The organism is Arminella tubonensis (genome assembly GCF_003240585.1).
In the GTDB taxonomy this organism is placed as follows: Bacteria; Pseudomonadota; Alphaproteobacteria; order Rhizobiales; family Rhizobiaceae; genus Rhizobium; species Rhizobium tubonense.
This window is the reverse complement of the sequence record NZ_PCDP01000059.1, coordinates 173467-197244: the sequence shown is the minus strand read 5'-3', so window position 1 is coordinate 197244 and position 23778 is coordinate 173467. Positions and strand designations below refer to the sequence as shown.

Annotated in this window: 27 protein-coding genes; 14 read left to right on the top strand and 13 right to left on the bottom strand. The window is 59.8% G+C overall.

All coding sequences use genetic code 11. The annotated features are described in order from the left end of the window. The first annotated feature begins 17 nt into the window (after nucleotides 1–17). Entirely contained in the window at nucleotides 18–668 is a 651-nt protein-coding gene (locus CPY51_RS25415; RefSeq protein ID WP_111162992.1) for an arylesterase, read from the top strand. A gap of 66 nt (nucleotides 669–734) precedes the next feature. Further along, a complete protein-coding gene (gene thpR, locus CPY51_RS25410) occupies nucleotides 735–1328 on the top strand; it encodes an RNA 2',3'-cyclic phosphodiesterase (protein ID WP_111162991.1) in 594 nt (197 codons plus the stop codon). Here the strand turns inward: thpR and CPY51_RS25405 are convergent. Beyond that, nucleotides 1262–1741 (bottom strand): low molecular weight protein-tyrosine-phosphatase, encoded by a 480-nt coding sequence (locus CPY51_RS25405; RefSeq protein WP_111162990.1) that lies wholly within the window; start codon nucleotides 1739–1741, stop codon nucleotides 1262–1264. The two genes, thpR and CPY51_RS25405, sit on opposite strands and share 67 nt — an antisense overlap. Nucleotides 1742–1777: 36 nt before the next feature. Here CPY51_RS25405 and CPY51_RS25400 point away from each other — a divergent pair, with 36 nt between their 5' ends. Next, nucleotides 1778–2083: a 4a-hydroxytetrahydrobiopterin dehydratase gene (locus CPY51_RS25400; protein ID WP_111162989.1), complete on the top strand. Its 306-nt coding sequence runs from the start codon at nucleotides 1778–1780 to the stop codon at nucleotides 2081–2083. Nucleotides 2084–2175: 92 nt separating this feature from the next. Continuing rightward, nucleotides 2176–2562, top strand: a complete 387-nt coding sequence (locus tag CPY51_RS25395) for a YkvA family protein (protein WP_111162988.1) — start codon at nucleotides 2176–2178, stop codon at nucleotides 2560–2562. Between the two features lie 7 nt (nucleotides 2563–2569). On the opposite strand, the gene CPY51_RS25390 is transcribed toward CPY51_RS25395, so the two are convergent. Beyond that, nucleotides 2570–3130: a sigma-70 family RNA polymerase sigma factor gene (locus CPY51_RS25390; protein ID WP_111162987.1), complete on the bottom strand. Its 561-nt coding sequence runs from the start codon at nucleotides 3128–3130 to the stop codon at nucleotides 2570–2572. A gap of 344 nt (nucleotides 3131–3474) precedes the next feature. Here CPY51_RS25390 and CPY51_RS25385 point away from each other — a divergent pair, with 344 nt between their 5' ends. Then, nucleotides 3475–4038: an invasion associated locus B family protein gene (locus CPY51_RS25385; RefSeq protein ID WP_111162986.1), complete on the top strand. Its 564-nt coding sequence runs from the start codon at nucleotides 3475–3477 to the stop codon at nucleotides 4036–4038. 246 nt (nucleotides 4039–4284) lie between these two features. Next, nucleotides 4285–5523, top strand: a complete 1239-nt coding sequence (rlmN, locus tag CPY51_RS25380; protein ID WP_111162985.1) for a dual-specificity RNA methyltransferase RlmN — start codon at nucleotides 4285–4287, stop codon at nucleotides 5521–5523. A 15-nt stretch (nucleotides 5524–5538) separates the two neighbouring features. Here rlmN and CPY51_RS25375 read toward each other — a convergent pair whose 3' ends face one another. Together CPY51_RS25375 and CPY51_RS25370 are read right to left on the bottom strand one after the other, a co-directional pair. Then, nucleotides 5539–6180 (bottom strand): LysE family translocator, encoded by a 642-nt coding sequence (locus CPY51_RS25375; protein ID WP_111162984.1) that lies wholly within the window; start codon nucleotides 6178–6180, stop codon nucleotides 5539–5541. Nucleotides 6181–6237: 57 nt separating this feature from the next. Further along, nucleotides 6238–7098: an SDR family NAD(P)-dependent oxidoreductase gene (locus tag CPY51_RS25370; RefSeq protein ID WP_111162983.1), complete on the bottom strand. Its 861-nt coding sequence runs from the start codon at nucleotides 7096–7098 to the stop codon at nucleotides 6238–6240. Nucleotides 7099–7182: 84 nt separating this feature from the next. On the opposite strand from CPY51_RS25370, the gene CPY51_RS25365 reads away from it, so the two are divergent. Continuing rightward, nucleotides 7183–7416, top strand: a complete 234-nt coding sequence (locus tag CPY51_RS25365; protein WP_111162982.1) for a type II toxin-antitoxin system ParD family antitoxin — start codon at nucleotides 7183–7185, stop codon at nucleotides 7414–7416. Between the two features lie 137 nt (nucleotides 7417–7553). Next, complete coding sequence (locus CPY51_RS25360; protein ID WP_111163229.1) at nucleotides 7554–8777, top strand: argininosuccinate synthase; 1224 nt, start codon at nucleotides 7554–7556, stop codon at nucleotides 8775–8777. Nucleotides 8778–8857: 80 nt separating this feature from the next. Here the strand turns inward: CPY51_RS25360 and CPY51_RS25355 are convergent, their stop codons facing one another. Further along, on the bottom strand, nucleotides 8858–9343 hold the full coding sequence (locus CPY51_RS25355) for a MarR family winged helix-turn-helix transcriptional regulator (RefSeq protein ID WP_111162981.1): 486 nt from the start codon (nucleotides 9341–9343) through the stop codon (nucleotides 8858–8860). A 175-nt stretch (nucleotides 9344–9518) separates the two neighbouring features. On the opposite strand from CPY51_RS25355, the gene CPY51_RS25350 reads away from it, so the two are divergent. The 5 genes from CPY51_RS25350 (at nucleotide 9519) to ppa (ending at nucleotide 15814) form a co-directional block, all read left to right on the top strand. Further along, nucleotides 9519–10160: a LysE family translocator gene (locus tag CPY51_RS25350; protein ID WP_111162980.1), complete on the top strand. Its 642-nt coding sequence runs from the start codon at nucleotides 9519–9521 to the stop codon at nucleotides 10158–10160. 115 nt (nucleotides 10161–10275) lie between these two features. Further along, the gene (locus CPY51_RS25345) at nucleotides 10276–12366 is read left to right on the top strand and encodes a M3 family metallopeptidase (protein ID WP_111162979.1); all 2091 of its coding nucleotides are present in this window, start codon (nucleotides 10276–10278) and stop codon (nucleotides 12364–12366) included. 161 nt (nucleotides 12367–12527) lie between these two features. Then, nucleotides 12528–14342, top strand: a complete 1815-nt coding sequence (typA, locus tag CPY51_RS25340; protein ID WP_111162978.1) for a translational GTPase TypA — start codon at nucleotides 12528–12530, stop codon at nucleotides 14340–14342. Between the two features lie 200 nt (nucleotides 14343–14542). Further along, complete coding sequence (locus CPY51_RS25335; RefSeq protein ID WP_111162977.1) at nucleotides 14543–15049, top strand: GNAT family N-acetyltransferase; 507 nt, start codon at nucleotides 14543–14545, stop codon at nucleotides 15047–15049. Between the two features lie 219 nt (nucleotides 15050–15268). Then, entirely contained in the window at nucleotides 15269–15814 is a 546-nt protein-coding gene (gene ppa / locus CPY51_RS25330; protein WP_111162976.1) for an inorganic diphosphatase, read from the top strand. Here ppa and CPY51_RS25325 read toward each other — a convergent pair whose 3' ends face one another. Both CPY51_RS25325 and CPY51_RS25320 read right to left on the bottom strand, forming a co-directional pair. Then, nucleotides 15815–16129 carry a DUF167 domain-containing protein gene (locus CPY51_RS25325; protein WP_111162975.1) on the bottom strand — a complete coding sequence of 105 codons (315 nt, stop codon included), beginning with the start codon at nucleotides 16127–16129 and terminating at the stop codon, nucleotides 15815–15817. It lies immediately after the preceding gene. A gap of 15 nt (nucleotides 16130–16144) precedes the next feature. Beyond that, nucleotides 16145–16435 (bottom strand): YggT family protein, encoded by a 291-nt coding sequence (locus CPY51_RS25320; RefSeq protein ID WP_111163228.1) that lies wholly within the window; start codon nucleotides 16433–16435, stop codon nucleotides 16145–16147. 140 nt (nucleotides 16436–16575) lie between these two features. Here CPY51_RS25320 and CPY51_RS25315 point away from each other — a divergent pair, with 140 nt between their 5' ends. Further along, nucleotides 16576–17832 carry an MFS transporter gene (locus tag CPY51_RS25315; protein WP_111162974.1) on the top strand — a complete coding sequence of 419 codons (1257 nt, stop codon included), beginning with the start codon at nucleotides 16576–16578 and terminating at the stop codon, nucleotides 17830–17832. 15 nt (nucleotides 17833–17847) lie between these two features. On the opposite strand, the gene CPY51_RS25310 is transcribed toward CPY51_RS25315, so the two are convergent. The 6 genes from CPY51_RS25310 to hemC all read right to left on the bottom strand — a co-directional run bounded on the left by CPY51_RS25310 (nucleotide 17848) and on the right by hemC (nucleotide 23736). Then, complete coding sequence (locus CPY51_RS25310; protein ID WP_111162973.1) at nucleotides 17848–18579, bottom strand: glutamine amidotransferase; 732 nt, start codon at nucleotides 18577–18579, stop codon at nucleotides 17848–17850. Next, nucleotides 18569–19054: a tellurite resistance TerB family protein gene (locus CPY51_RS25305; RefSeq protein WP_111163227.1), complete on the bottom strand. Its 486-nt coding sequence runs from the start codon at nucleotides 19052–19054 to the stop codon at nucleotides 18569–18571. The genes CPY51_RS25310 and CPY51_RS25305 overlap by 11 nt, the downstream gene beginning before the upstream one ends. A 12-nt stretch (nucleotides 19055–19066) precedes the next feature. Next, nucleotides 19067–20692 carry a heme biosynthesis protein HemY gene (locus CPY51_RS25300; RefSeq protein WP_111162972.1) on the bottom strand — a complete coding sequence of 542 codons (1626 nt, stop codon included), beginning with the start codon at nucleotides 20690–20692 and terminating at the stop codon, nucleotides 19067–19069. An 11-nt stretch (nucleotides 20693–20703) separates the two neighbouring features. Further along, entirely contained in the window at nucleotides 20704–21990 is a 1287-nt protein-coding gene (locus CPY51_RS25295) for a COG4223 family protein (protein ID WP_111162971.1), read from the bottom strand. An 80-nt stretch (nucleotides 21991–22070) separates the two neighbouring features. Continuing rightward, nucleotides 22071–22799, bottom strand: a complete 729-nt coding sequence (locus CPY51_RS25290) for a uroporphyrinogen-III synthase (RefSeq protein ID WP_111162970.1) — start codon at nucleotides 22797–22799, stop codon at nucleotides 22071–22073. Between the two features lie 7 nt (nucleotides 22800–22806). After that, a complete protein-coding gene (gene hemC, locus CPY51_RS25285; RefSeq protein ID WP_111162969.1) occupies nucleotides 22807–23736 on the bottom strand; it encodes a hydroxymethylbilane synthase in 930 nt (309 codons plus the stop codon). Nucleotides 23737–23778 lie beyond the last annotated feature (42 nt).

Here is a 23778-nt window from a genome sequence, read left to right as displayed (position 1 = left end):
AATCTAGGGAATGGATCATGAGTTTTAAAGTTGTCGCCTTTCAAATAGCCGTCATCGCCGGCCTGTTCTTCGGCGGCACGGCCGAAAGCGTCAGCGCCAGAACGATCCAGATCGTCGGCCTCGGCGATAGCCTGATGGCCGGATACCAGCTGCCGCCGGGCGATGGATTTCCAGCAAAGCTGGAAGCCGCGCTGAAGGCCAACGGCCTCGATGTCGTCATTGCGGATGCGGGCGTCTCCGGCGATACGACCTCGGGCGGCCTTTCCCGCGTCGACTGGTCGGTGCCCGACGGGACTGACGGGGTCATCCTCGAGCTCGGTGCCAATGACGCTTTGCGCGGAATTCCACCCGAGGACAGCGAGAGGAATCTCGATGCAATCATCGGTCGCCTGCAGGCGCGGAACATTCCGGTTTTGCTTGCAGGGATGTTGGCGCCACCGAATATGGGTGGCGACTATGCCGCCAGATTCAATCCGATCTACAAGCGCCTTGCCGATAAATACCATCTGACCCTCTACCCCTTCTTCCTAGACGGGGTCGCTACTCAGGCCAAGCTGCAACTCGACGACGGCATGCACCCTAATCCGCAAGGAGTAGACGTGATGGTGCAGCGGCTCCAACCGGTGGTCGAAAGTTTCATCGGAACGATCGGGGCAAAGCTTAAATAGGGGCTTGCGCCTGACTTGATTGCATGATTCGCTGTGGTTATCTGCAAAAGATTCGGGGATCTCGCCATGCCGAGACTATTTACCGCCCTCGAAATTCCTCGCAACGCGGCGATGAGCCTTTCTTTGTTGCGCGGTGGTCTTCCCGGAGCCCGGTGGATCGACGTAGAGAATTACCACATCACCCTGCGCTTTATCGGTGACGTCGACGGACGCACCGCTGACGAGCTTGTCGAGCGACTGGATCGCATCGACCGGCCGGAGTTCCAGATAAGGCTGGACGGGATCGGTTCCTTCGGGTCGAAGAAACCGCATTCGGTGTGGGCAGGGGTGACGCCGACGCCGGATATGTTCGCGCTTCAGGGCGAGATCGAGCGCATCTGCCAGCGTATCGGCCTCCCTTCCGATCCTCGCAAGTTCACGCCGCACGTGACGCTTGCACGCCTCAAATCATCGCGGCTCGATGATGTTGTTCATTATCTTTCCGGTCGCGGTAACTTCCAGACGTCGCTGTTCACGGCGTCACGCTTCGTGCTTCTGTCGTCGCGTGAATCGGTTGGCGGCGGGCCTTATCTCACCGAAGAGATATTCCCTCTTCACGAGGCCCGTACTTTCCCCGCCGCTGCCAGCAACGAACTGCAGCCGGTCAAGAGCATGGTGTAGACCGTCTCGAAGTCTTCCCGATCACCGTAGTAGGGGTCGGGAATGTCTTCGTCGGTTCCCATCGCGTAGCTGTTGAAGAGGTGGATTTTTCCAATCGCTTCGCCAGGCGCAACTTTCTGCAGGTTCCTCAAATTGTCATGATCCATTGCGAGGATCAGGTCGAAGCGATCGAAGTCTTCGGTTGTCACGCGTCGTGCGCGCTGCCTCGAAATGTCGATGCCGTGGCCGGTAGCGATCGAGATGGAACGCGGGTCCGGTGCGTCACCCTCATGCCAACTGCCGGTGCCTGCTGAACCGATGTTGAACTCTGCGGCTCGTCCCGCGTTTATTACCATATGTCTGAATATGCCTTCAGCCAGAGGCGAGCGGCAGATATTGCCGGCGCAGACAAACAGGATCTGGAAGCGGTCCATGACAACTTTCGGTCATTTAAGTGAAGGAACCATCGCATGAAATACGAAAGATTGGAAAGAGCGGTCGTCGACCAAAACCTCGCGGCCATGAGCGAATGGAAGCTCGGTGCGGATGGGATTTCGATATCGAAAAGTTTCAAATTCCGTAATTTCGTCGAGGCGTTCAGCTTCATGACCGAAGCTGCGTTGGCGGCGGAGAAATTCGATCATCATCCCGAATGGTTCAACGTTTATTCCCGCGTTGACGTGACGCTCTCCACTCACGATGCAGGCGGATTGACCGAACAGGATTTTCGCCTTGCCAAGGCGATGGACAAGGCTGCGACACGACGCGCCAGTTGAATGGGCGCCGCCAATCTCCATATTTCCAGATGTTCGGCATGGCTGTTTTCGCAGGCAGGCATCGCGGGCCAGACTTAACGGGAACGACCGGAATGAATGACATCAAGTTTGGCGAGATCCTGCTGCCGGGCGACGACGACACGCAGGGCAGCCGGGAGAAGACGGTTCGGAAGAAGTTCTGGCCGGCTTTTCGGAAAGCCGTCCGGCACATTCCGTTTGCGCGCGATCTGGTCGCCGCCTTCTATTGCGCGCTCGATCCGCAGACGCCATTGCGCGTTCGCGGCATTCTGCTGGCGGCGCTCGCCTATTTCATCATGCCGTTTGACATGATTCCCGATTTTTTTGCCGTCATCGGCTACACCGACGACGTCGCGGTCCTTGCTGCAGCCTTCGCTATGGTCAGTGGCAACATTCGACCGCAGCACTATGAAGCCGCCGACAGGGCGCTTGCGGACGAGCCCATCGCTGCAGACATGTAAGCGGTGATCACTCATTTTCGGACTGCAACGATTTTCGAAGCTTTCCAAAGGCCAGCCGAATACGCGACTTTACAGTACCGAGCGGCAGGCCGGTCGCCGCCGCGATCTCGGAATGCGACTGGCCGAGGAAGAAGGCGGCGCGCAGGAGTGCCTGCTGTTCCTGCGGTAGTTCGGCCAGGGCCGCGCGGACCTTGATATCCCTGCCTTCGTTTTCCATCACCGCGTCCGCGGCAATCTCGGCGGTCGGCTGGAGGGCCGGGTCGGTGTCGTCAAGCACACGTGTCCTCAAACGTCGCTGCGCATCGATGCGCCGGTTCCGTGCGATGCGGAAAATCCATGTCGAAAGGGAGGAGCGCGATGGGTCATAAAGAGACGCCTTGTGCCAAAGGACGACCATCACTTCCTGCACCAGCTCCTCTGCCTCGCCAGCAGGCATCCGCTGACGTAGAAGCCAGGATTTCAGCCGTGGCGCGAAATAGTCAAACAGCTCGGAAAAAGCCCGCTGGTCGCGACGGTCTGCGACGGCTTTGGCGAGGGCAGCGAAGCGCTGTCTTTCCTCAGCATCCATTTGCCAGTCAAAAGCCTCCCGTCATCGCCGTGCCCGTCGCGGTTCATCAGCTTTATGAGGTACATCCGATTTCTGAAAGGTCAAACTCTTGCCTGAATCTTTATGTCTTAAATTGTTTCCACAGGGTGGCGCTCCGTCATCCGAATCGCCCGATTTTTTCTATTCGGCCTTCAGCAGACCAAATGATTGGCAATTGGTCGGAAATGAAACAGTTCGTCCCGCGATAACCGTCCTGTTGACGGTTTGGTAACCTGAATTAAGTCAAAATAAAGCAGCTCGTGAACAAGCATCGTCCGAGACCAAATCGCATCGGGCTCTGGATCGCAAGAAACCGGCAGGAAATCATGTTCGTAAAACGTCTCGCAATCGCTCTTACAATCGTACTGGCCGGCGCCGGGTTCGCATCCGCTCAATCGAAGACCAAGCCGAAGGCTCCTGCCGCGGCGCCTGCAGCTCAGACGGCTACGCCGTCTCCGACGCGCATCAAGCAGTTCGATGCCTGGGGAGCATATTCCTACCAGTCCGGAAACGGTAAGGTCTGCTACGTCCTCTCGGTTCCGACGACGAAGCTGCCGACGACTGGTGTAGATCACGGCGACAACTTCTTTATCGTTACCCAGCGTCCAGGGCAGAACATTTCCTACGAGCCGCAGGTCATGATGGGCTACACGCTGAAGGAAAACTCCAAGGTCAACGTCACGATCGACAACAAGACGTTTGTGATGTTCACCAAGGACAAGGCCGCCTGGGTCGAAAACGCCGCACAGGAGCCAGCTCTGGTCGCCGCGATGAAGACCGGCCATTCGCTGACGGTCGCGGCAACGTCGAAGAAGGGCACCGGCACCTCCTACAGCTATTCGCTGGCTGGCATATCCGCTTCTTTGAAACAGATCGAAAACTGCAAATAACAGCAATTGCGCCCGCCCTGCAGGCGAGCGAAAGACTGAAAACGAAGGGGCTGGCCGGATGGCCGGCCTCTTTGAGTTTTCGAAGAGGGATGACGCGCGGCGAAATTGATGCTAAAGGCCGCGCAAACTGCGAATGAGCCTGCGACACGGTCGCCCTCTCCGCATGCGAATTCTCTTCTTCAGTGCCTCTATCGAGCCTGCGGCTTTTCCGTGAAGCACGGCCGTATGAACCATTTGGATGACCCTATGTCCTTCACAGATGCCATGACAATTGCAAAGCCTGCGATGCCGCTGTCTCCCCGTGGCGGCGAGAGCTTGCCAAAGCCATCGCTGATCGGATTGAAACGCGAGGAAATGGGCCAGGCGCTCCGGGAAAAGGGCGTTCCGGAAAAGCAGATCAAGATGCGCGTCAGCCAGTTGTGGAACTGGCTCTACGTTCGCGGTGTCTCCGACTTCGACGCCATGGCCAATGTCGCAAAGGATATGCGCGAGATGCTGAAGCAGCATTTCACCATCGCCCGGCCAGAAATCGTCGAGGAACAGGTCTCCAATGACGGAACGCGCAAATGGCTGCTCCGTTTTCCGGCGCGCGGCGCCGGGAGGCCCGTTGAAATCGAGACGGTCTATATTCCGGAAGAGGGACGCGGCACGCTTTGCATTTCCAGCCAGGTGGGCTGCACGCTCACCTGTTCCTTCTGTCATACCGGCACCCAGCGGCTCGTGCGCAATCTGACGGCTGAGGAGATACTCTCCCAGTTGCTGTTGGCACGCGATCGGCTCGGCGATTTTCCGGACCGGCTATCGCCCGAGGCTACCATGATGCCGGCCGAAGGCCGCAAGGTCAGCAATGTCGTGATGATGGGCATGGGCGAGCCGCTTTATAATTTCGAAAGCGTCAAGACGGCGCTGCTGATCGCATCCGATGGCGACGGGCTGTCGTTGTCCCGCCGCCGGATCACGCTATCGACCTCGGGCGTCGTGCCTGAGATTTTCCGCACCGGCGACGAGATCGGCGTGATGCTGGCAATCTCGCTGCATGCCGTGCGCGACGATCTTCGCGACATCCTCGTGCCGATCAACAAGAAGTATCCGCTGAAGGAACTGATCGACGCCTGCCGGAACTATCCGGGGCTTTCGAACGCCCGGCGTATCACGTTCGAATATGTGATGCTCAAGGACGTCAATGACAGCCTCGAGGATGCCAAGGGGCTGATCCAGCTTCTGAAAGGCGTTCCGGCGAAGATCAACCTTATCCCGTTCAATCCCTGGCCGGGCACGAACTACCAGTGTTCGGACTGGGAGCAGATCGAGAAATTCGCCGACTTCATCAATGCTGCCGGCTATGCCTCGCCGATCCGCACCCCGCGCGGCCGTGACATCCTGGCCGCCTGCGGGCAGCTCAAGTCGGATTCCGAGCGCATGCGCAAGACGGACCGACTGGCTTTCGAGGCAATGATGATCGCCAATCACGGCGCGGACGACTGATCCGCGCCTCAGTCCTCACCGAGCCTGCGTGAGCAGGATTTTCGCAGCAAAGATCGAGAAGACGCCGGCAAAACTATAGTCCAACCCGCGCAAAACGCCCTTGTTCTTCTGCAGCCAACTCGCCAGCCAATCGGCCGTCAGCACCACGAGCATGTTGACTGGCATGCCGATGAGGATGAAGAAGAATCCCAGAAACAGCAGCTTCTGCGTCACTGCGGGATCGCCTGATGTGATGAACTGCGGCAGGAAGGTCATGAAGAAAATGATGACCTTCGGGTTGAGCAGGTTGACCCAGAACCCGGTCGACATATTGCTGAGTGGCGTTCCCTTGACTACGTCAGCTTCCTTGACCGACAGGCTCGATCCAAAACGGACGGCTTTCACTGCCAGCCACAGTAGATAGGCAGCGCCACCTGTTTTAAGGATCAGGAAGGCGGTTGGCGAGGCGGTGATCAGCGCCGAGATGCCGAAGGCGACGAGCATTGTGTGAACCACGATGCCGAGACTTGTTCCCGCGACAACGAACAGAGCCGCGCGCTTGCCCTGCGCCAGCGCCCGGCTGATCGACAGGGTCATGTCCGGCCCGGGCGTCAATGCAAGCAAGAGGCTGGCTGCACTGAAAGCGAGAAGCGTCGGCAGGCTGGGAACGAAATCCATGGCGCACTCTGAAAACCGCAGAAAACCTCTCTTATCCGGCTTTGACCGCGTTGCCAATCAGTCCTTTGCTGCGAGAAAAGCCTTGAACTCTTCTGTATAGCCGCCGTGCCAACGTGACAGCGGCGGGCGATTCTCGACGATGTCGCCTGCGGCCCAGAGAATTCGGCGCTCGTCCACCGACCGGGCAACGTCGTTGTCGGGGCAGAGAATATAGAAATTGCCACGGGCGAGGCTTTCCATCATGAAGTCGACAGTCTGTTCGGACGTCCATGCGGCTGCTGGCTTTTCCGCACGGTCGCCTTTGGTCAGGCCCGTGAAGACGAAGCCCGGGATCAGCAGGTGTGCCGTGATCCTCGAGCCCTCGGTGTTGCGCAGTTCATGCTGGAGCGCCTCGGTGAATACTTTCACGCCGGCCTTGGAAACATTGTAGGCAGGGTTGCCCGGCGGCGTGGTGATGCCTTGCTTTGAGCCGGTGTTGATGATCACACCGGGTTCGCCGTGGCTCAGCATATTCGGGCCGAATGCGCGCGTGCCGTTGATTACGCCCATCAGGTTGACGCCGAGGATGTTGTCCCAATTTGCCTGGGGGCTAAAGATCGACGTCTCAGGGCCAATGCCAGCATTGTTCATCAGCACGTGAACGCGGCCGAAACGCTGGAGGACAGCACGTTCCAGAGCCTCGAGAGATTCTCGGTCACTCACGTCAGTTTCGATGGCCATCACATGCTCGTCGGCGCCACCTGCAAGCTCGATAACCTGGTCGCGTGCGATGGCCAGCCTGTCGCCGCCGAGGTCCGCAAGAACCACGCTCATGCCGAGGCGCGCAAAGTGTTTTGCCGCAGCGAGACCTATGCCGGAGGCGCCGCCGGTCACCACTGCGACATTGGATTTCGCGAATACCGATTGAACGTTCGTCATGCCCCTGCTCCCTCATTCAAACAATGTTCGGACGCAGCCAGATATGGTAGTTTATGAAACCAAGTCAAACGGCGGGAGGCTGCAATGGCAAAGGTCATATCTGTGACAATCGACGAGCAGATGGACAAATTCATCGACGAACAGGTCAGCCATGGCAAATTCCGATCGCCCGTCGAGGCCATCGACGCGGCTCTTCGACTTTTGCGGCACCAGATCGAGGACCATGGAGCTCTGGCCGGTGGTGAGGGATCGGTGAAACCGCAGCCCTTCAATTTCGATGAATTCCTGAAGGACCACTATCGCAGACACTCGCTTTAGTACGTCAGGCCCGGTTTGGTCCGGAGATTTGCCTCGGTTGCAGTTTTTCTTGCGCCTTCCGATAATCTCGCTAAAAGTGCCGCGACACTGGGTTTGCGGCTGATGTGGCCGCTTGCATTCAAACGGACCTCATCATCATGGCATTGTACAAAGACGTGAAGAAAGTCGTTCTCGCCTATTCCGGCGGCCTCGACACCTCGATCATTCTCAAGTGGCTGCAGACGGAGCTCGGTGCCGAAGTCGTCACCTTCACCGCGGACCTCGGACAGGGCGAAGAGCTCGAGCCGGCCCGCAAGAAGGCCGAGATGATGGGGATCAAGGAGATCTACATCGAGGACGTGCGCGAGGAATTCGTTCGTGATTTCGTCTTCCCGATGTTCCGCGCCAATGCTGTTTATGAGGGCGTCTACCTTCTCGGGACGTCGATTGCTCGCCCGTTGATTTCCAAGCACCTGATCGACATCGCGAAAAAGACAGGCGCCGATGCGATCGCCCATGGTGCAACCGGCAAGGGCAACGACCAGGTTCGCTTCGAGCTTTCGGCCTATGCCCTGAACCCCGATATAAAGATCATCGCGCCATGGCGCGACTGGAGTTTCAAGTCGCGGACCGATCTTCTCGAATTTGCCGAGAAGCACCAGATCCCCGTCGCCAAGGACAAGAAGGGCGAAGCGCCTTTCTCCGTCGACGCCAATCTTCTTCATTCCTCCTCCGAGGGCAAGGTTCTGGAAGATCCCTCGCAGGAGGCCCCGGAATATGTGCACATGCGCACCATTTCTCCGGAATCGGCCCCCGATAAAGCGACCATTATCAAGGTCGGTTTCGAGCGAGGCGACGCTGTCTCCGTCAACGGCGTTCGCATGAGCCCGGCGACGCTGCTGGCGACACTCAACGACTACGGTCGCGACAACGGTATCGGTCGCCTCGACCTGGTCGAGAACCGCTTCGTCGGAATGAAGTCGCGTGGCGTCTACGAAACACCAGGCGGTACGATCCTCCTGACGGCGCATCGCACGATCGAATCGATTACGCTCGACCGCGGTGCCGCCCACCTGAAGGACGAACTGATGCCCCGCTATGCGGAGCTCATATATTTCGGCTTCTGGTTCTCGCCGGAGCGCGAGATGCTGCAGGCGGCGATCGACAGGAGCCAGGAACATGTCGAAGGCGAAGTGACGCTGAAGCTCTACAAGGGCAATGTCATGGTGATCGGTCGCGAAAGCCCGAAGTCGCTCTACTCCGACACGCTCGTTACCTTCGAGGACGATCAGGGCGCTTACGACCAGAAGGATGCCGCAGGCTTCATCAAGCTGAATGCACTGCGCCTTCGCACACTCGGAAAGCGCAACCTGACAAAGTAGGCCAAGTCCATTTGATAGTTTTCAGGCCCGCTGCCGATTACCGGCGGCGGGCTTTTCAATGCCATAATATGAAGATCGGGCTACTCGGCCCCGCACTCCTTGCGCTCGGCGACCGTCCCAATCTCAGGTTCGACGGCCACCGTGTCGCATTTCTGCAGGTTCTGGCGAAAACATTTCAAGGCATGGCGGACGTTGTCCTGCGCCCCGTGATCCAGCCCCTGTGTTGCCTCGCGCTGAACGGCGCCGATCTCGATGCTGATGGCCTTGATCATGTCCTCGGCCGCATCCGAGAGCATGATACGCTTGGCGCGGCGATCGCAGGGGTCCGGCTGGCGTTCGATCAGGCCCCGTGCTTGCAACTTGTCGAGAAACGCGCTGACCGTCATCGGCTCCAGGCCCATACGGCTGGCGATATCGAGCTGTCTGCTGCCATTCATCGCGGCAACCTGGATCAACGTACGCGCTTCGCCCGCAGTCAGCTCGAGACCCGCGGTCAGGATACGTCGCTCGAAGGCAGCCCGCATCAGGCGGGCGCAATCGGTGACGAGGAACGCAAGCGAATCCATATCTATCTTACTGTTTAAAGGCATTTCCCCACCCGCGCTCGAGACCCCAGGTCATTTTCACCCACTAAGTCGTTTTCCCCAAGACATTTAAAACACCAAGTTCCTGTACGAACGCAACCTTGACTGAACCAGATGTGTGGATAATCTGACATTATCGCCATCAGGACACGCCCGCATGACATATTCCCTTCTCGGCGGCGCCTTCTTGGCAGCGCTGTTTTACGTCTTGATCCCCGGACCTGCCTTCCTTGCGCTTCTCGGCATCGGTGCCGGGCAGGGACGTCGCGCCGGGGCGTTTTTCATGGGTGGCCATCTATTTGGTGATCTCATCTGGTCTGGCCTGGCATTGGTTGCGATCATTGGCGCACGAACGATCGGAACGTATGTTTTCGACCTGCTCGGTCTCTTCTGCGGCTTGTATCTCGCCTGGATCGGCTGGAGCGCCGTTACCGCAAAGCCGAAGGCGGACGGCAAGAGCTTGGTCACCGTCGAGCGTCCGTTTCGCCGCGGCCTGATCTTCGGTGCGACCAATCCCAAGGGATACCCAGTCGCACTCGCGACTTTCACGGCGCTGGTTGCAGGGTCGGCCGGTGCCCTTCAGTTCAGCGCATTGCCTCTTCTGCTCGGCGTATCCTTTATCGGCTTCCTGACGGCGTATCTGATCCTCGTCGGCATCATAGGCGCCAGTGCGGTCCGGCGTTTCTATCGGTCTCATGAGCGGATGATCGTCCGCTGTTCAGGCGTCCTGTTCCTTGGGTTTGCCGGCCAGGCCCTATGGCATTCGGCTCCCGGCCTGCTCGGATGGCGCAAGGCTTGACTGTCGCCGGGCAGCCAGCAGTTTCTCTTCACGCATTAGCGACGGCCATACCAATCGTGTTGGCGAGGACCTATATGCGGCTTCTTTAGTTGGTCTGTTGCCGAGAGGATATTTCATGTCTGAACGTTCTTCCTATAATCCAGCGCTTGTCGAATGGACGGGACACCAGGGCCTGCCGCGCTTCGATCAGGTGAGCGATGCCGATTTCGCGCCGGCCTTCGAGGCCGCCCTGGCCTCTCATGAGGCTGAAATCGATACTATCGCCGACAATCCAGATGCGCCGACGTTTGCAAACACCATAGTCGCGCTGGAGATCATCGGGGACGAGCTATCACGCGTCTCGTCGCTGTTCTGGAACCGGGCCGGCGCGCATACCAATGACGTGATCCAGGCGTTGGAACGCGAGATTGCTCCGAAGATGTCGCGGCACTATTCGAAGATAGGCATGAACGCGGCATTGTTCGGCCGCATCGACGCGCTTTGGCAAAAACGGGAGAGCCTCGGCTTGACGGTCGAAGAGACGCGCGTTCTCGAACGGCATTGGAAGGGCTTCGTCAAATCAGGTGCGAAGCTGCAAAAGCCGGAGCAGGAGCGGCTCGCGAAGATCAACGAGACCCTCGCCAGCCTCGGCGCTCGCTTCGGGCAGAACGTCCTTGCCGACGAGAAGGGCTGGGCGCTTGTCCTTTCCGACCCAAACGATCTTGCCGGGCTTCCCGGGTTTCTGACCGAGGCGATGGCGGCCGCGGCCCGGGAGCTGGGTGAGGAAGGCAAGTACGCAGTTACACTGTCGCGCTCGATCATCGAACCCTTCCTGACGTTCTCCGAGCGCCGGGATTTACGCGAGCAGGCGTTCAAGGCGTGGGTGGCGCGTGGCGAGAATGGCGGCGAGACCGACAATCGCGATACCATCCGTGAAACACTGGCGCTTCGATTAGAGAAGGCCAAGTTGCTCGGCTACGGCAACTATGCCGAATTAAAGCTCGACAACACGATGGCCAAGACCCCCGATGCCGTGAACAATCTGCTGAAAACGGTGTGGGCGAAGGCGGTCGTTCGTGCAGGCGAGGAAGAGGCCGACATTGCGCAGCTGATCGCCGAGGAAGGTCGTAATCATGAGGTCATGCCCTGGGACTGGCGTCATTACTCGGAGAAGATCCGCACCCGAAAATTCGACTTCTCCGAGGCCGAGCTGAAACCCTATCTGCAGCTCGAAAAGATCATCGCCGCCTGTTTCGACGTCGCCGGGCGGCTGTTCGGCGTCCATGCCGTCGAAATCAAGGACGCACCGGCCTATCATCCCGATGTCCGGACGTTCGAGATCCGCGACCGCGCCGACAGGCTCGTTGCGCTCTTCCTCGGCGATTATTTTGCCCGCAGTTCGAAGCGTTCGGGTGCATGGATGAGTTCCTTCCAGTCGCAGCACAAGCTGACGCTGAAGAACGGCACCGTCGGCGAACTGCCGATCATCTATAATGTGTGCAATTTCGCAAAGCCGGCGGAGGGCAAGCCGGCCTTGCTGTCGCTCGACGACGCGCGCACCCTGTTCCACGAGTTCGGTCATGCCCTACACGGCATGCTGTCGAACGTCACCTATCCCTCCGTCGCAGGCACGGGCGTTTCACGCGATTTCGTCGAATTACCGTCGCAGCTCTACGAGCACTGGCTGACGGTCCCGGCGATCCTCAAGCAATATGCAGTCCACTACCAGACAGGCGAACCGATGCCGCAGGCGCTGCTCGACAAGGTGCTCTCCGCCAGAAGCTTCAATTCCGGTTTCAATACCGTCGAGTTTACCTCGTCTGCCTTGGTCGACATGGCGTTTCACACGCGCGGGGCGGTCGAGGACCCGATGGCAGTCCAGGCCGAAGTGCTTTCCGAGATCGGCATGCCCAAAGCGATCGTCATGCGTCACGCAACCCCGCATTTCCAGCACATCTTCGCCGGCGACGGCTATTCCGCGGGCTACTATTCCTACATGTGGTCGGAGGTGCTCGATGCGGACGCCTTTGCGGCATTCGAGGAGACGGGCGACGCGTTCAATTCCGACATGGCTGACAGGCTGAAGACCAATATCTATTCCGTCGGCGGCTCGATCGATCCGGAGGATGCCTATAAAGCCTTCCGCGGAAAGCTGCCGAGCCCTGACGCGATGCTGAGGAAGAAGGGTCTTTCGACATTCGAGGAATTGTCCGGCGCAGACGCTTAAGTAAAGCCTCGTAGATTCAAGCATTGTCAATCTGGAAGGGCGAGGATGCGATCGGTTTCGCGCATCCCCCCTTTCGCAAATGCGAAAAACAGGGTAAGAGCGCCTCAACTGAAGATGAGGGCCGCGATACCAGCTGCCCGAAAACCCTCCGAGTAGCCCATATGTCTATGCGAAATATCGCGATCATCGCGCACGTTGACCACGGCAAGACGACCCTTGTCGACGAGCTTCTGAAGCAGTCCGGCTCCTTCCGCGACAATCAGCGCACTGTCGAGCGCATGATGGATTCCAACGAGCTCGAAAAAGAACGCGGCATCACCATTCTTGCCAAGGCGACCTCCGTCGTCTGGAAGGGCGTCCGCATCAACATCGTCGACACCCCCGGCCACGCCGACTTCGGCGGCGAAGTCGAGCGTATCCTTTCGATGGTTGACGGCGCAATCGTTCTCGTCGACGCAGCTGAAGGCCCGATGCCACAGACGAAGTTCGTCGTCGGCAAGGCGCTGAAGGTCGGCCTCCGCCCGATCGTTGCGATCAACAAGATCGACCGTCCGGACGCACGCCACGAAGAAGTCGTCAACGAAGTATTCGATCTCTTCGCAGCTCTCGATGCCACCGACGAACAGCTCGATTTCCCGATCCTTTACGGTTCCGGCCGCGCCGGCTGGATGAACACCGCGCCTGAAGGCCCGATGGACCAGGGCCTTGGCCCGCTTCTCGACCTGGTGCTGCAGCATGTTCCAGAGCCGACCGTCGGCGAAGGCCCGTTCCGCATGATCGGTACGCTTCTCGAAGCCAATCCGTTCCTCGGCCGTATCATCACCGGCCGAATCCACTCCGGCTCGATCAAGTCGAACCAGCCTATCAAGGTCATGGGCGTGGACGGCAAGACGATCGAAACCGGCCGTATCTCGAAGATTCTCGCGTTCCGCGGCATCGAGCGTCAGCCGATCGACGAAGCCTTCGCAGGCGACATCATCGCCATCGCCGGTCTGTCCAAGGGCACCGTTGCCGACACGTTCTGCGATACCTCGGTCACCGAGCCGCTGCACGCGCAGCCGATCGACCCTCCGACGGTTACCATGTCCTTCATCGTCAACGACAGCCCGCTCGCCGGCACCGAAGGCGACAAGGTCACGTCGCGCGTCATTCGCGACCGCCTGATGAAGGAAGCCGAAGGCAATGTGGCGCTGAAGGTCGAAGAATCCGAAGGCAAGGACAGCTTCTACGTTTCCGGCCGCGGCGAATTGCAGTTGGCCGTCCTGATCGAGACCATGCGTCGCGAAGGCTTCGAGCTTGCCGTGTCGCGTCCGCGCGTCGTCATGCACAATGATGAAAACGGTCAGCTCATGGAGCCGATCGAGGAAGTCGTCATCGACGTCGATGAAGAGCATTCCGGCATCGTCGTGCAGAAGATGTCCGAGCGCAAGGCCGAGATGATCGAGCTTCGCCCATCCGGCGGCAATCGTCTTCGCCTGGTGTTCTATGCGCCGACACGCGGCCTGATCGGCTATCAGTCGGAACTTTTGACGGATACGCGCGGCACCGCGGTCATGAACCGTCTGTTCCACAGCTACCAGGCCTACCGTGGTGATATCGGCGGCCGCAGCAATGGCGTGCTTCTGTCCAACCAGTCCGGTGAAGCTGTCGCTTATGCGATGTTCAACCTGGAAGATCGCGGCCCGATGATCATCGAGCCGGGTGAAAAGGTCTACGCGGGCATGATCATTGGTATCCATACCCGTGACAACGACCTCGAAGTCAATGTGCTCAAGGGCAAGCAGCTGACCAACATCCGTTCTGCGGGCAAGGACGAAGCCGTCAGGCTGACCCCACCGATCCGCATGACGCTCGATCGCGCTCTGTCCTGGATCCAGGACGACGAGTTGATGGAAGTGACGCCGAAGTCGATCCGCCTGCGCAAGACGTATCTCGATCCGAACGATCGCAAGCGTTTCGGCAAGCGTTCGGCCTAAAAAGCCGCCACATTCAAGAGATCAAACCCCGGTGCTTGCGCCGGGGTTTTTATTTTGTGCGTTCGATTTTTCGGTCTTGTGGCAATCGTTAAAAAAGCGTTAACTTTCAGTTGTCGTCCACATGTTAAGTCTGTGGGCAAGTTCCTGACCGTTAGTTTTGCGGATGGTTAATTTGCCCTTGCGGGACCAGAGTAAGCGTTATGAAAACGTTATCCATCGATGTCAGGCGGGCCGAACCGCAGGATGCCGCAGCCATCTCGGAGGCGCATCGCCTCTCGTGGCAGTACACTTATACGGGCATCATTCCGCATCGGGCGCTCGCAAGGATGATCGAGCGGCGCGGCGAAACCTGGTGGCGCCGGGCGACAAGTGGGCCGGCGACGCTGCTGGTGCTTGATGTGGCAGGCGTTGTTGCCGGCTATGCGACACTTGGGCTCAATCGGGCGCGCGCCCTGCCTCAGGAAGGCGAGATTTACGAGCTTTATCTCCGGCCCGAGTATCAAGGTATCGGCCTTGGCCGGATGCTCTTCGGCGAAGCACGGCGGTTGCTGAAGTCGCTCGGCTGCAAGGGCATGGTGGTGTGGTGCCTCGAAGAAAACGAAAATGCCGACCGCTTCTACCGCAGCCATGGCGGCCAGGATTTCTGCGAGGGCGTCGAAATCTTCGACCAGAAGCAGATCAAGAAGATTGGCTTCGTCTGGGCGTAGGGTGCGGCCTGTTAGGCAGCGATTAACACAGTTCCATGTTTCTTTGTTCCAGCTTGTGGAACGACTCGTCGGAACCCAAATTTTGCCTTTAACTTATCATTACGTGCGGCAATTCGCGGGGCTGCCGGTTAATATCCTACGTCGTTCCAAAGCTTTGTTGCGTTGCCGAACGATTACGATTATCTGGCTGCCGGAATTCATCTTTTTTGGGGGACCCTCATGCGCATCGACGCAATTTCCATCGGCAAGAATCCGCCGGAAGACATCAACGTTATCGTCGAAGTGCCGGTTGGCGGCGATCCGATCAAGTATGAGATGGACAAGGAGGCGGGCACGCTCGTCGTTGACCGTTTCCTCTACACGCCGATGACCTATCCCGGGAATTACGGCTTCGTGCCGCATACGCTTTCCGAGGACGGCGATCCGATCGACGTGCTGATCGCCAGCACCCGTCCGCTGGTCCCGGGCTGCGTCATCAGTGTTCGCCCGATCGGCGTCTTGATGATGGAAGACAATTCCGGCAAGGACGAGAAGATCATCGCGGTGCCGTCGACAAAGCTGACGCTGCGCTACGAGAAGGTCAAGGAATATACCGACCTGCCGGAGATCACCATCAAGCAGATCCAGCACTTCTTCGAGCACTACAAGGATCTCGAGCCCGGCAAATGGGTGAAGATCTATGGCTGGAAGGGTGCCAAGGAAGCCGGTGAGCTCATCCTCGAGGCAATCGAGCGTGCCAAGGCTGAAAAGGCCGCAAAGGCCTGATCAGGTCTTCAGAATAGCATCGAGTGCTTTCCACAAATCCTCCGGGTCGCCATCGATCCGGAGGATTTTTTTACGAGCCGTATCGCCCGCCAAAAGACTGACCGAGGATTTGGAGATGCCGAGGCTTTTTGCGACGAGGGCGACGAGCGCCTTGTTAGCCTTGCCCTTTTCCGGAACAGCGCTGACCCGGACCTTGAGATACGCAGCACCGTCTGCGCCGGTCTCCAACCCGTCTATCGCGTCACGTCCGCCATTCGGCGTCAGCCGAACGGAAAGGTTCACGTGGTCCGCAAAGACCTGCCAGGCTGCGGTCACGCGACCAGCGGTTGTTTACGCGACCAGGGGGTAGAGCGTGTTCCACATCAGCGAGCGCAGGAAGAAGATGATCAACAGCAGCACGATCGGCGAGATGTCGATACCGCCGAGATCGGGCAGGAAGCGCCTGATGGGCCTCAGCACAGGTTCGGTGACGTTATACAGGAAGCGGCCTACCGAATTGACGAACTGATTGCTGGAATTGATGACGTTGAAAGCATAGAGCCATGAAAAAATGGCGCTGCCGATCAGCACCCATGTGTAAAGATTCAAAGCCAGATCAATGGTTTGAAATACGGCAAGCATGTTCGTCTCCATTTCGCGATTGACAGACATGTAGACATTGGCGAACTAACGGGCAAGTGCCATGCCTGATGTAACGCTGATTCATGTTTAATGGGCATCCGGGCCATGCATAGAGCCCGTTTTGACCGGAAAGTCTTCCAATGTCCTTGAAAGCCAGAGGAGACCGCTTTGCCGCGTTTCGGCATGTCGGCTACGTCAGGTTCTTCTTCGCTCGCTTTTTCGTGGCCTTCGCAACCCAGATCATCAGCGTCTGTGTCGGCTGGCAGATGTATGATCGCACCGGCAGCGCCATCTATCTCGGCCTGATTGGTCTGGTCCAGTTTCTGCCGTCGCTGCTCCTCATCTTGCTGACGGGCTCAGTTGCCGACCGCTATAACAGGCGGGTCATTTCTGCCATCTGCATTCTCGTCGGCACGGTCTGCTCGATATTGCTTCTGCTGCTCACGGTCACGGGGACCTTCTCACCGTTGCCAGTCTTTGTCATTCTGGCTGTCTTCGGCATCGAACGTGCCTTTATGACGCCGGCGATGCAGTCTCTGGCGCCTAATCTCATCCCGCCGGAAGATCTGTCGAACGCGGTTGCCTGGAACTCGCTGACGTGGGATGCGGCAGCTATTCTCGGTCCCGTGGCGGGCGGCCTTCTTTACGGCCTCAATCCAAGCGTCGCCTACTTGATCGCCGTCGGCCTGTTCGCGATCGGTACCGTGCTTGTCTACCTCATCCCGAAGCCGCCGCAACGAACGTCGGCGCAATCAAAGAACTGGGACGAGATTCTTGCCGGCTTCAGGTTCATCTGGTCCGAAAAGGTGGTGCTTGGCGCGGTCTCGCTCGATCTCTTCGCGGTCCTGCTCGGCGGCGCGGTGGCGCTGATGCCGATCTTTGCGCGCGATATCCTGACGCTCGGCCCGTGGGGTCTCGGTCTGCTGCGGGCAGCCCCGGGCTTTGGAGCGATCGCGATGGCGTTGTTTCTGGCGACATATCCGCTGCGGAAGAAGGCCGGCGTCTACATGTTCATCGGCGTAGCGCTTTTCGGGGTGGGTACATTGATCTTCGGCCTGTCGCAGACGCCTTGGCTATCGGTCCTGGCGCTCGCGCTGATGGGCGCTTCGGACATGATCTCGGTCTACGTGCGCGAGACGCTGATCACGCTCTGGACGCCGGATCACGTCCGTGGACGGGTCAATGCCGTCAATATGGTCTTCGTCGGCGCGTCGAACGAGCTTGGGGAGTTTCGCGCCGGGACTATGGCGCATCTTTTCGGGGCTGTGCCGGCGGTCGTCATCGGCGGGATCGGGACGCTTGCCGTCGCCATCATCTGGGCAGCAAGCTTTCCGCAGCTCCGCAGGATCGATACACTCGATGCGCCCATTCGCGGGGGCGAGCGGCAACCGGCCTAGGCGACATTCGAGGGCTCAGGCTGCAACTGCGTTCTGTTCCTCGAAGACGATGTCGAGGAATTCCGAGAGCCATGTCTTGAGTGCGCCGTCGAAGATCATTCGGCCTTCGAGATGTTCACGGCCTTGCTGGGCGTTCGGAAGGACGAAGCGGTGGGCGCCGTGGACGACCCAGCGATGCATCATGGCGCGGGTAAGCTCGGCGTGGAACTGCAGGCCCCAGGCGTTGGAGCCGTAGCGAAATGCCTGGTTCGGATAGGCGTCACCCCTGGCCAGAAGATCGGCGCCGCGAGGCAGCTCGAAGCCCTCGCGGTGGAAATGGTAGACCATCTGCGGCCAGCGCATCAGCAGCCGGCCCTTTTCGGTCGGATGCAGGGGATACCAGCCGATTTCTGCCTGTCCGTCTTCGCGGGCCTGCACCTTGCCACCAAGATGCCGTACCAGCATCTGGGCGCCGAGACAGATACCCAGGAACGGACGGCCTTCTTTCAACGGGACGTCCAGCCAGCCGATTTCCGACTTCACATAGGGTTCTGAATCGTTGGCGCTCATCGGTCCACCGAAGATGACCGCGCCGCCGTGATCGGCGAGCGTCGATGGCAGCGCATCTCCCAGCACCGGGCGGCGGATATCGAGATCATAGCCTTTCTCAAGCAGCATCTGGCCGACACGTCCCGGACTGGAGCGCTCCTGGTGGAGGACGATCAGGATGGGACGCCGCGTGGTGCGATGCTCGCTCTCAATCAGCATCGTCTATCTCCACGACCTTTCCGGGCGCGCGTGCCGCCGCCTCCTGTCGCTTCATGATCCGCTCCCGACCCGAAACGCCGAGGAGATCGGCGATCCGCCATATCGCGTGATCTTCCATCTCGCTGCGCTCGCCGTCGGCGTAGACGATGTCCCAGAGGACCCCGATCAGCTCGAGGCGCTGGTCGTTGTCGAGGTGGCGCTTCAGATCCGAGGTGAAGCGGAAATAGTCGACCGCTTCGCTCTCCGCCTCCTGTCCGGCGGCGATCAGCGCGTCGAGCTGCCGGCCATCCAGTCCGTATTTCTCCTTCAGAAGCTTGCGGAGCTTCTTCTTCTCGCTGTTTTCCACCTTGCCGTCGGCTTCCATGACCTGGATGCAGAGGGCCGCGACCGCAATGCGCGGATCGCCTGGGGTAATGCCCGATTTCGGGTGGTCGGTGGTCAGATTTTGAAAGAATTCCTGGAAGCGTTCAAACATTCGGTACCGTTCTCAGAATAGTCGAAGCCGGGTCTTGGGTTCCGGTTCGTGCTTGGCATTTCTTACGCCTGGGTCGTCCGGCAAGCCGCCGAAGAAGGGGTGCGGGTCCGGCTGTTTGGCGGCCTCCGGCTTCTTCGGGGTCTCGGACTTGGTAACAAGGGTCTCGACAACAGGTCGCAGTGGCTTCTGCGCGGCGAGCACCGCGTCCGGGACTGATATTTTCGCTGGAGGCGGTGCAGCCGCGGGAGGCGGGGAAGCCTGTGCCGGTCGCATGTCGGCGAGCGGCGGCAGCGTGCGGAGCGCGGCATCGACGGACGCGACAGCCCCTTCCTCGACCGGTCCTTCGAGCTGGCCGAAGGGCGTTCTCCACTCAAAGGCATCAAGCTTGCCGGTGATCGGCGAAACCGGCAGCCACTTGTCGGAAACGAAACCATCGGCCATCCAGGCCGGGTCGCGGGGAGCCCGCAGCGCCTGTGCCATCCAGTGGCGCATCCGGCCCTGGTCCCCGGTTTCGGCTTCCTCGATATCGGCAAGCAGCATGAAGGCGCCTTCTCGGGGCTCCATCCGGGCGGCGGCTTCCGCCTTGCTGCGCGCCTTGGCAAAATCGCCTGCGTCGAGAGATGCCTGTGCGGCGATCAGCAGCGATTCGACATTGTTCGGGCGAAGCGCCTCCAGTCTTTCGGCTCGCTTCAACCGGTCGATGACGGTATCGCCGCTGCGCGCGCGGACATAGGCCCGTCCGATTTCAGGATGAGGCGATGTCTTCCAGACCTGCTCCAGCATGGATGCCGCCTTGCGGCCCTTGTCCTCGCGGAAAAGAGCCTTGGCGGCGATCAGTGCTGCTGGGACAAAATCGTCGGATAGTTTGAGAGCGCTCAGCGCGTCGTCGCGGGCGCCTGCCGGGTCGCCTTCCAGCTTGTCACTGGCCCGCGCGGTCAACAATACTGCCCGCAGCCGGTTGGCTTCGTCCTTGTCGATGATACGGGCGGCCTTCTGCTCATCCAGTAGCCGGATGGCATCGTCCCAGCGGCCGGCTCGGCTACGATATTCGAGCGTCGCCTGCGCCGCCCAGGGCAGATAGGGTGCCTTGTCGGCTGCCGTCTCCGCATATTGCTGAGCCGCCTCGTTGGCGCCGAGCCGCTTGGCTTCAAGGTAGAGACCGCGCAGCCCGAGCTCGCGCGTCTCAGGGTCGTTGGCCATCAGCTCGAATTTGGTGCGCGCCTCATCATGCTTGCCCTCGATGAGCGCCGCCTGGGCCTCCAGAAGATTGATCAGCGGCTCTTGGTCGGCGCGGATCAGGCCGCGCGAGCGCGCCGCCATCTTGCGGGCGAGAAGGGCGTTGCCGGCACCGGCGGCGATGAGACCGGTCGAGAGAGCCTGATAGCCGCGATCTCGCTTGCGGGCGCGGAAATAGCGGGTGACCGAATAGGGCGAGGTCCAGATCAGGCGGACGAACCACCAGAAGATCATGACAATCGCAACGATCGCGATCAGCAGGCTTGCCGCGACGATCAGCTTGGTCTGGTAGAGTTCACCTTCCCACATCAGGGATATATCGCCCGGCCGGTCTGCAAGCCAGGAGAAGCCATAGCCGAGTGCCAGAACGACAATGACGAAAACAAGCAGTCTGACTACCATTAAACCCGCCCTCAGCTCTGCTTGCCGGCGCCGGCGATCGCTTTCGACAGCGCTTCGCCGACCAGATCCTCGACCCGGATGCGGGCCTCGACCGATTGTTTGAACGCCGCCGACGCAGCCTTTCCAGCTGGCGGCAGCGAGTTCCATTCCGTCACTGCGCCGGGAAGATCGCCGTTCTTGACTTTATCCTCGAAGCGGGCCGCAACGGCGTCGACGCTGTCACCTTCGATGTTGCCGACCGGACGGACCTTGACCAGCGACTTGGCGCTGGCCATCAGCCGGTCGCTCCAGCTCTGGTTCTCGTCCGGCTGCTGGGTGACGCCAACGATCGCGGTTGCCACGTCCGGCACCTGCCGGATCAGGTCGGCGCGGGACGGCACGCCGGTATCGGCGAAATTGCGCAGGTCTGCCACGGCGGGATCATCCGGAGAGACCCCGGCGAAGGTGTCGAGCTCGGGACGAAACGGCCCGCCGCGATCGATGGCGGCCTTGAGCGCGGCCGCCGCTATGGCGCGCGCGACCGCGGTGTCCTTGCCAGGCTCGCTGAGCTTCTTCTCGGCGTCGTCCAACCTCTTGCTCATGTCGGCGCCAGTGGAGGCCTGGGCCTGTGTCGCCTGGGCGATCGCTGTTTTCAGCTGTGCGAGTTCGTTTGTGAGATCGGCGATCTTCTGGTCGGCAGCGGCATCGCTTGCAACGGAGCTGGTAGCGGCCACGGGCTCTGTCGACGGGCCGTTCTTGGCGGCGGTTTCCAGTGCCGCGAGCCTGGCCTCTAACGCGCTATCCGGCTTTGCCGGCGGTGGTGCCGCCGCGAGGTTGGCGACCGTCTGTTTCAGCCCATCGATTTCGGCGCTCAACGCAGAAATGTCTGCGGAGTTGCTTTTCGAAGACGATCCGCCGGGCAGCAAGCCCGCATATTGGATGGCGCCCGCGCCAACGAGCGCAATCAGACCGCCGAAGATGCCGGCGGCGATAAGTCCTGATGTTGCTCCGTGGCGGTCTTGCGACACCGATGCCGGTTCGGTGTGGGTATAGGCGGTGCGCGGCTCTTCGTCGGTTGCGGGCGTTGAGGGTTCGGTGCCAACACTGGCGCCGTGGGTGTCTTCATGTGCGGTCGGGGGCTCGTTTTCCGCATCGAACGGCATTTCCACTTCATCGGCGGATGACGATCCGATTTCGCCGTCGCGATGGCTTAGCTCCGCCTCGGTCTCGGCCGCATGCGCGGTTCTGTCTGCCTCCAGATCAATCGTGACCGGCTCCTCGGTGGTCTTCGAATGGTTTGGCGGGTTTCCCGATACCATGGCATTCCTCGTTTCATGCACTGCGGTGAAGGTAGAGAGTGAAGCCGAATATGGAAAGACCCTAGTTCAAAATAGGGCCTTTAGGCGGCGGCGAGGAGCGTCAGAAGACTTTCTTCATCCGACATCCCTGGTATTTCGACGTTCGAGCGCAGAAAATCGGGAACTACGGTCGCGATCGCCTCGCTGAGGCAAAAAAGGCGCGTATTTTCCAATATGTTGAGGTGCCTCTTTATAAGGGGAAGGCTGAAAAACCGCTCGGCCGTATGCCGGGAGTAAAGGAGAACGGCGTCGGCAGGCTTATCAATGAGGAGGCCTCGGAGTTCCGCTTCTTCGGGCTCAATATTCCGCATTCGATAGCATTCAATGGTCTCGAACGGAATTCCGAGCTCTCCGAGCCGTGTCTCGAAACCTTCTGTCCGCGGCGAGCCAGCCAGATAAATCAATGGTTTGCCGCCAAGCAGGGCTCGATGGTCCGATATCAGGTCGGCGAGTTGCATCCCGCTTCCGTCGGCATGATGTATCGACTCGAAACCTGTTTCCGAGGCTTCTGCTGCGGTGGCCTTTCCGACGGCGAAAAAGGGGCGCTGCTGGTCGGCGGCGTCCAAAGGACCAATATCCCGGAGCGTGTGGATCGCCTCGGCACTGGTCGCGGCGATGGCACCTGCGGAACGGGCGAGGGCATGGCGCGCTGCTTTCGGATCATGAACCGGGCAGGTCAGCGGCAGCAACAGCGCTTCGTGTCCAAGCTCGGCCAACCTGATTGCGGTGCGTTCGCCCTGGCGTCTCGGGCGGGTGACGATCACGCGCATCGCGGCCTCATCTCCAGTCGTCGAAGAATGTGCTTCCGGCTCTCTCGCGGATCGTCTGGCCGGCGTTGGTGCCAAGCGCTTCGGCGTCGCGCCGGTTCCCTTCGATGGTGATGGTGTGCTGGGTTTGGCCATCCGGCGTTATTATCATGCCGAAAAGGCGGATGTGGTCGCCCTCGCAAACCGCATAGCCAGCTATGGGTGTGCGGCAAGAACCGTCGAGGGCTGCGAGAAAGCCACGCTCACAGGAGACGGTGTCGAACGTCGGACTGTCGTTGACCGCAGAGAGCAGCTCGGTGATGCGCTCATCGCCGATCCGGCTTTCGATGCAGATGGCACCCTGTGCCGGTGCGGGCGGAAATTCGTCGGGGTCAAGGATATCGGTCAATACCTCGACCTTGCCGAGGCGCTTCAAGCCGGCGAGTGCCAACAGCGTCGCATCGACCTGGCCTTCATTCAACTTACGGAGCCGCGTTTCAACGAGCCCGCGGAACGTGACAACATTGATGTCGGGCCGGAGCCGGCGGATGAGCGCCTGGCGCCGGAGCGAGGAGGAGCCGACCGTCGCGCCAAGCGGCAGCTCGATCAGCTTGGGCGCCGTGCGGCCGATAACAGCATCGCGAATGTCCTCGCGCGGGAGATAGGCCGAGAGCCATAGCCCTTCCGGAAGGGTAGTCGCCACATCCTTCGCCGAATGGACGGCGAAATCGAGGTCGCCGGCGAGCAATTTCAGCTCCAGCTCCTCTGTGAACAGGCCCTTGCCGCCGATTTCGGCCAGCGAGCGGTCGGTAATGCGGTCGCCGCGTGTCGTGAGGACGGAAATCTCGAACATTTCCGTCGGCAGGCCATGAGCCGCCATCAGGCGATCACGAGCCTCGTGGGCCTGGGCCAGCGCCAGCGGGCTGCCGCGCGTGCCGATCCGGAAAGGTTTTGTTTGCATCCGCTTTGATCCGTTGTTACCGACAGTTCTCGTAAACAGGTT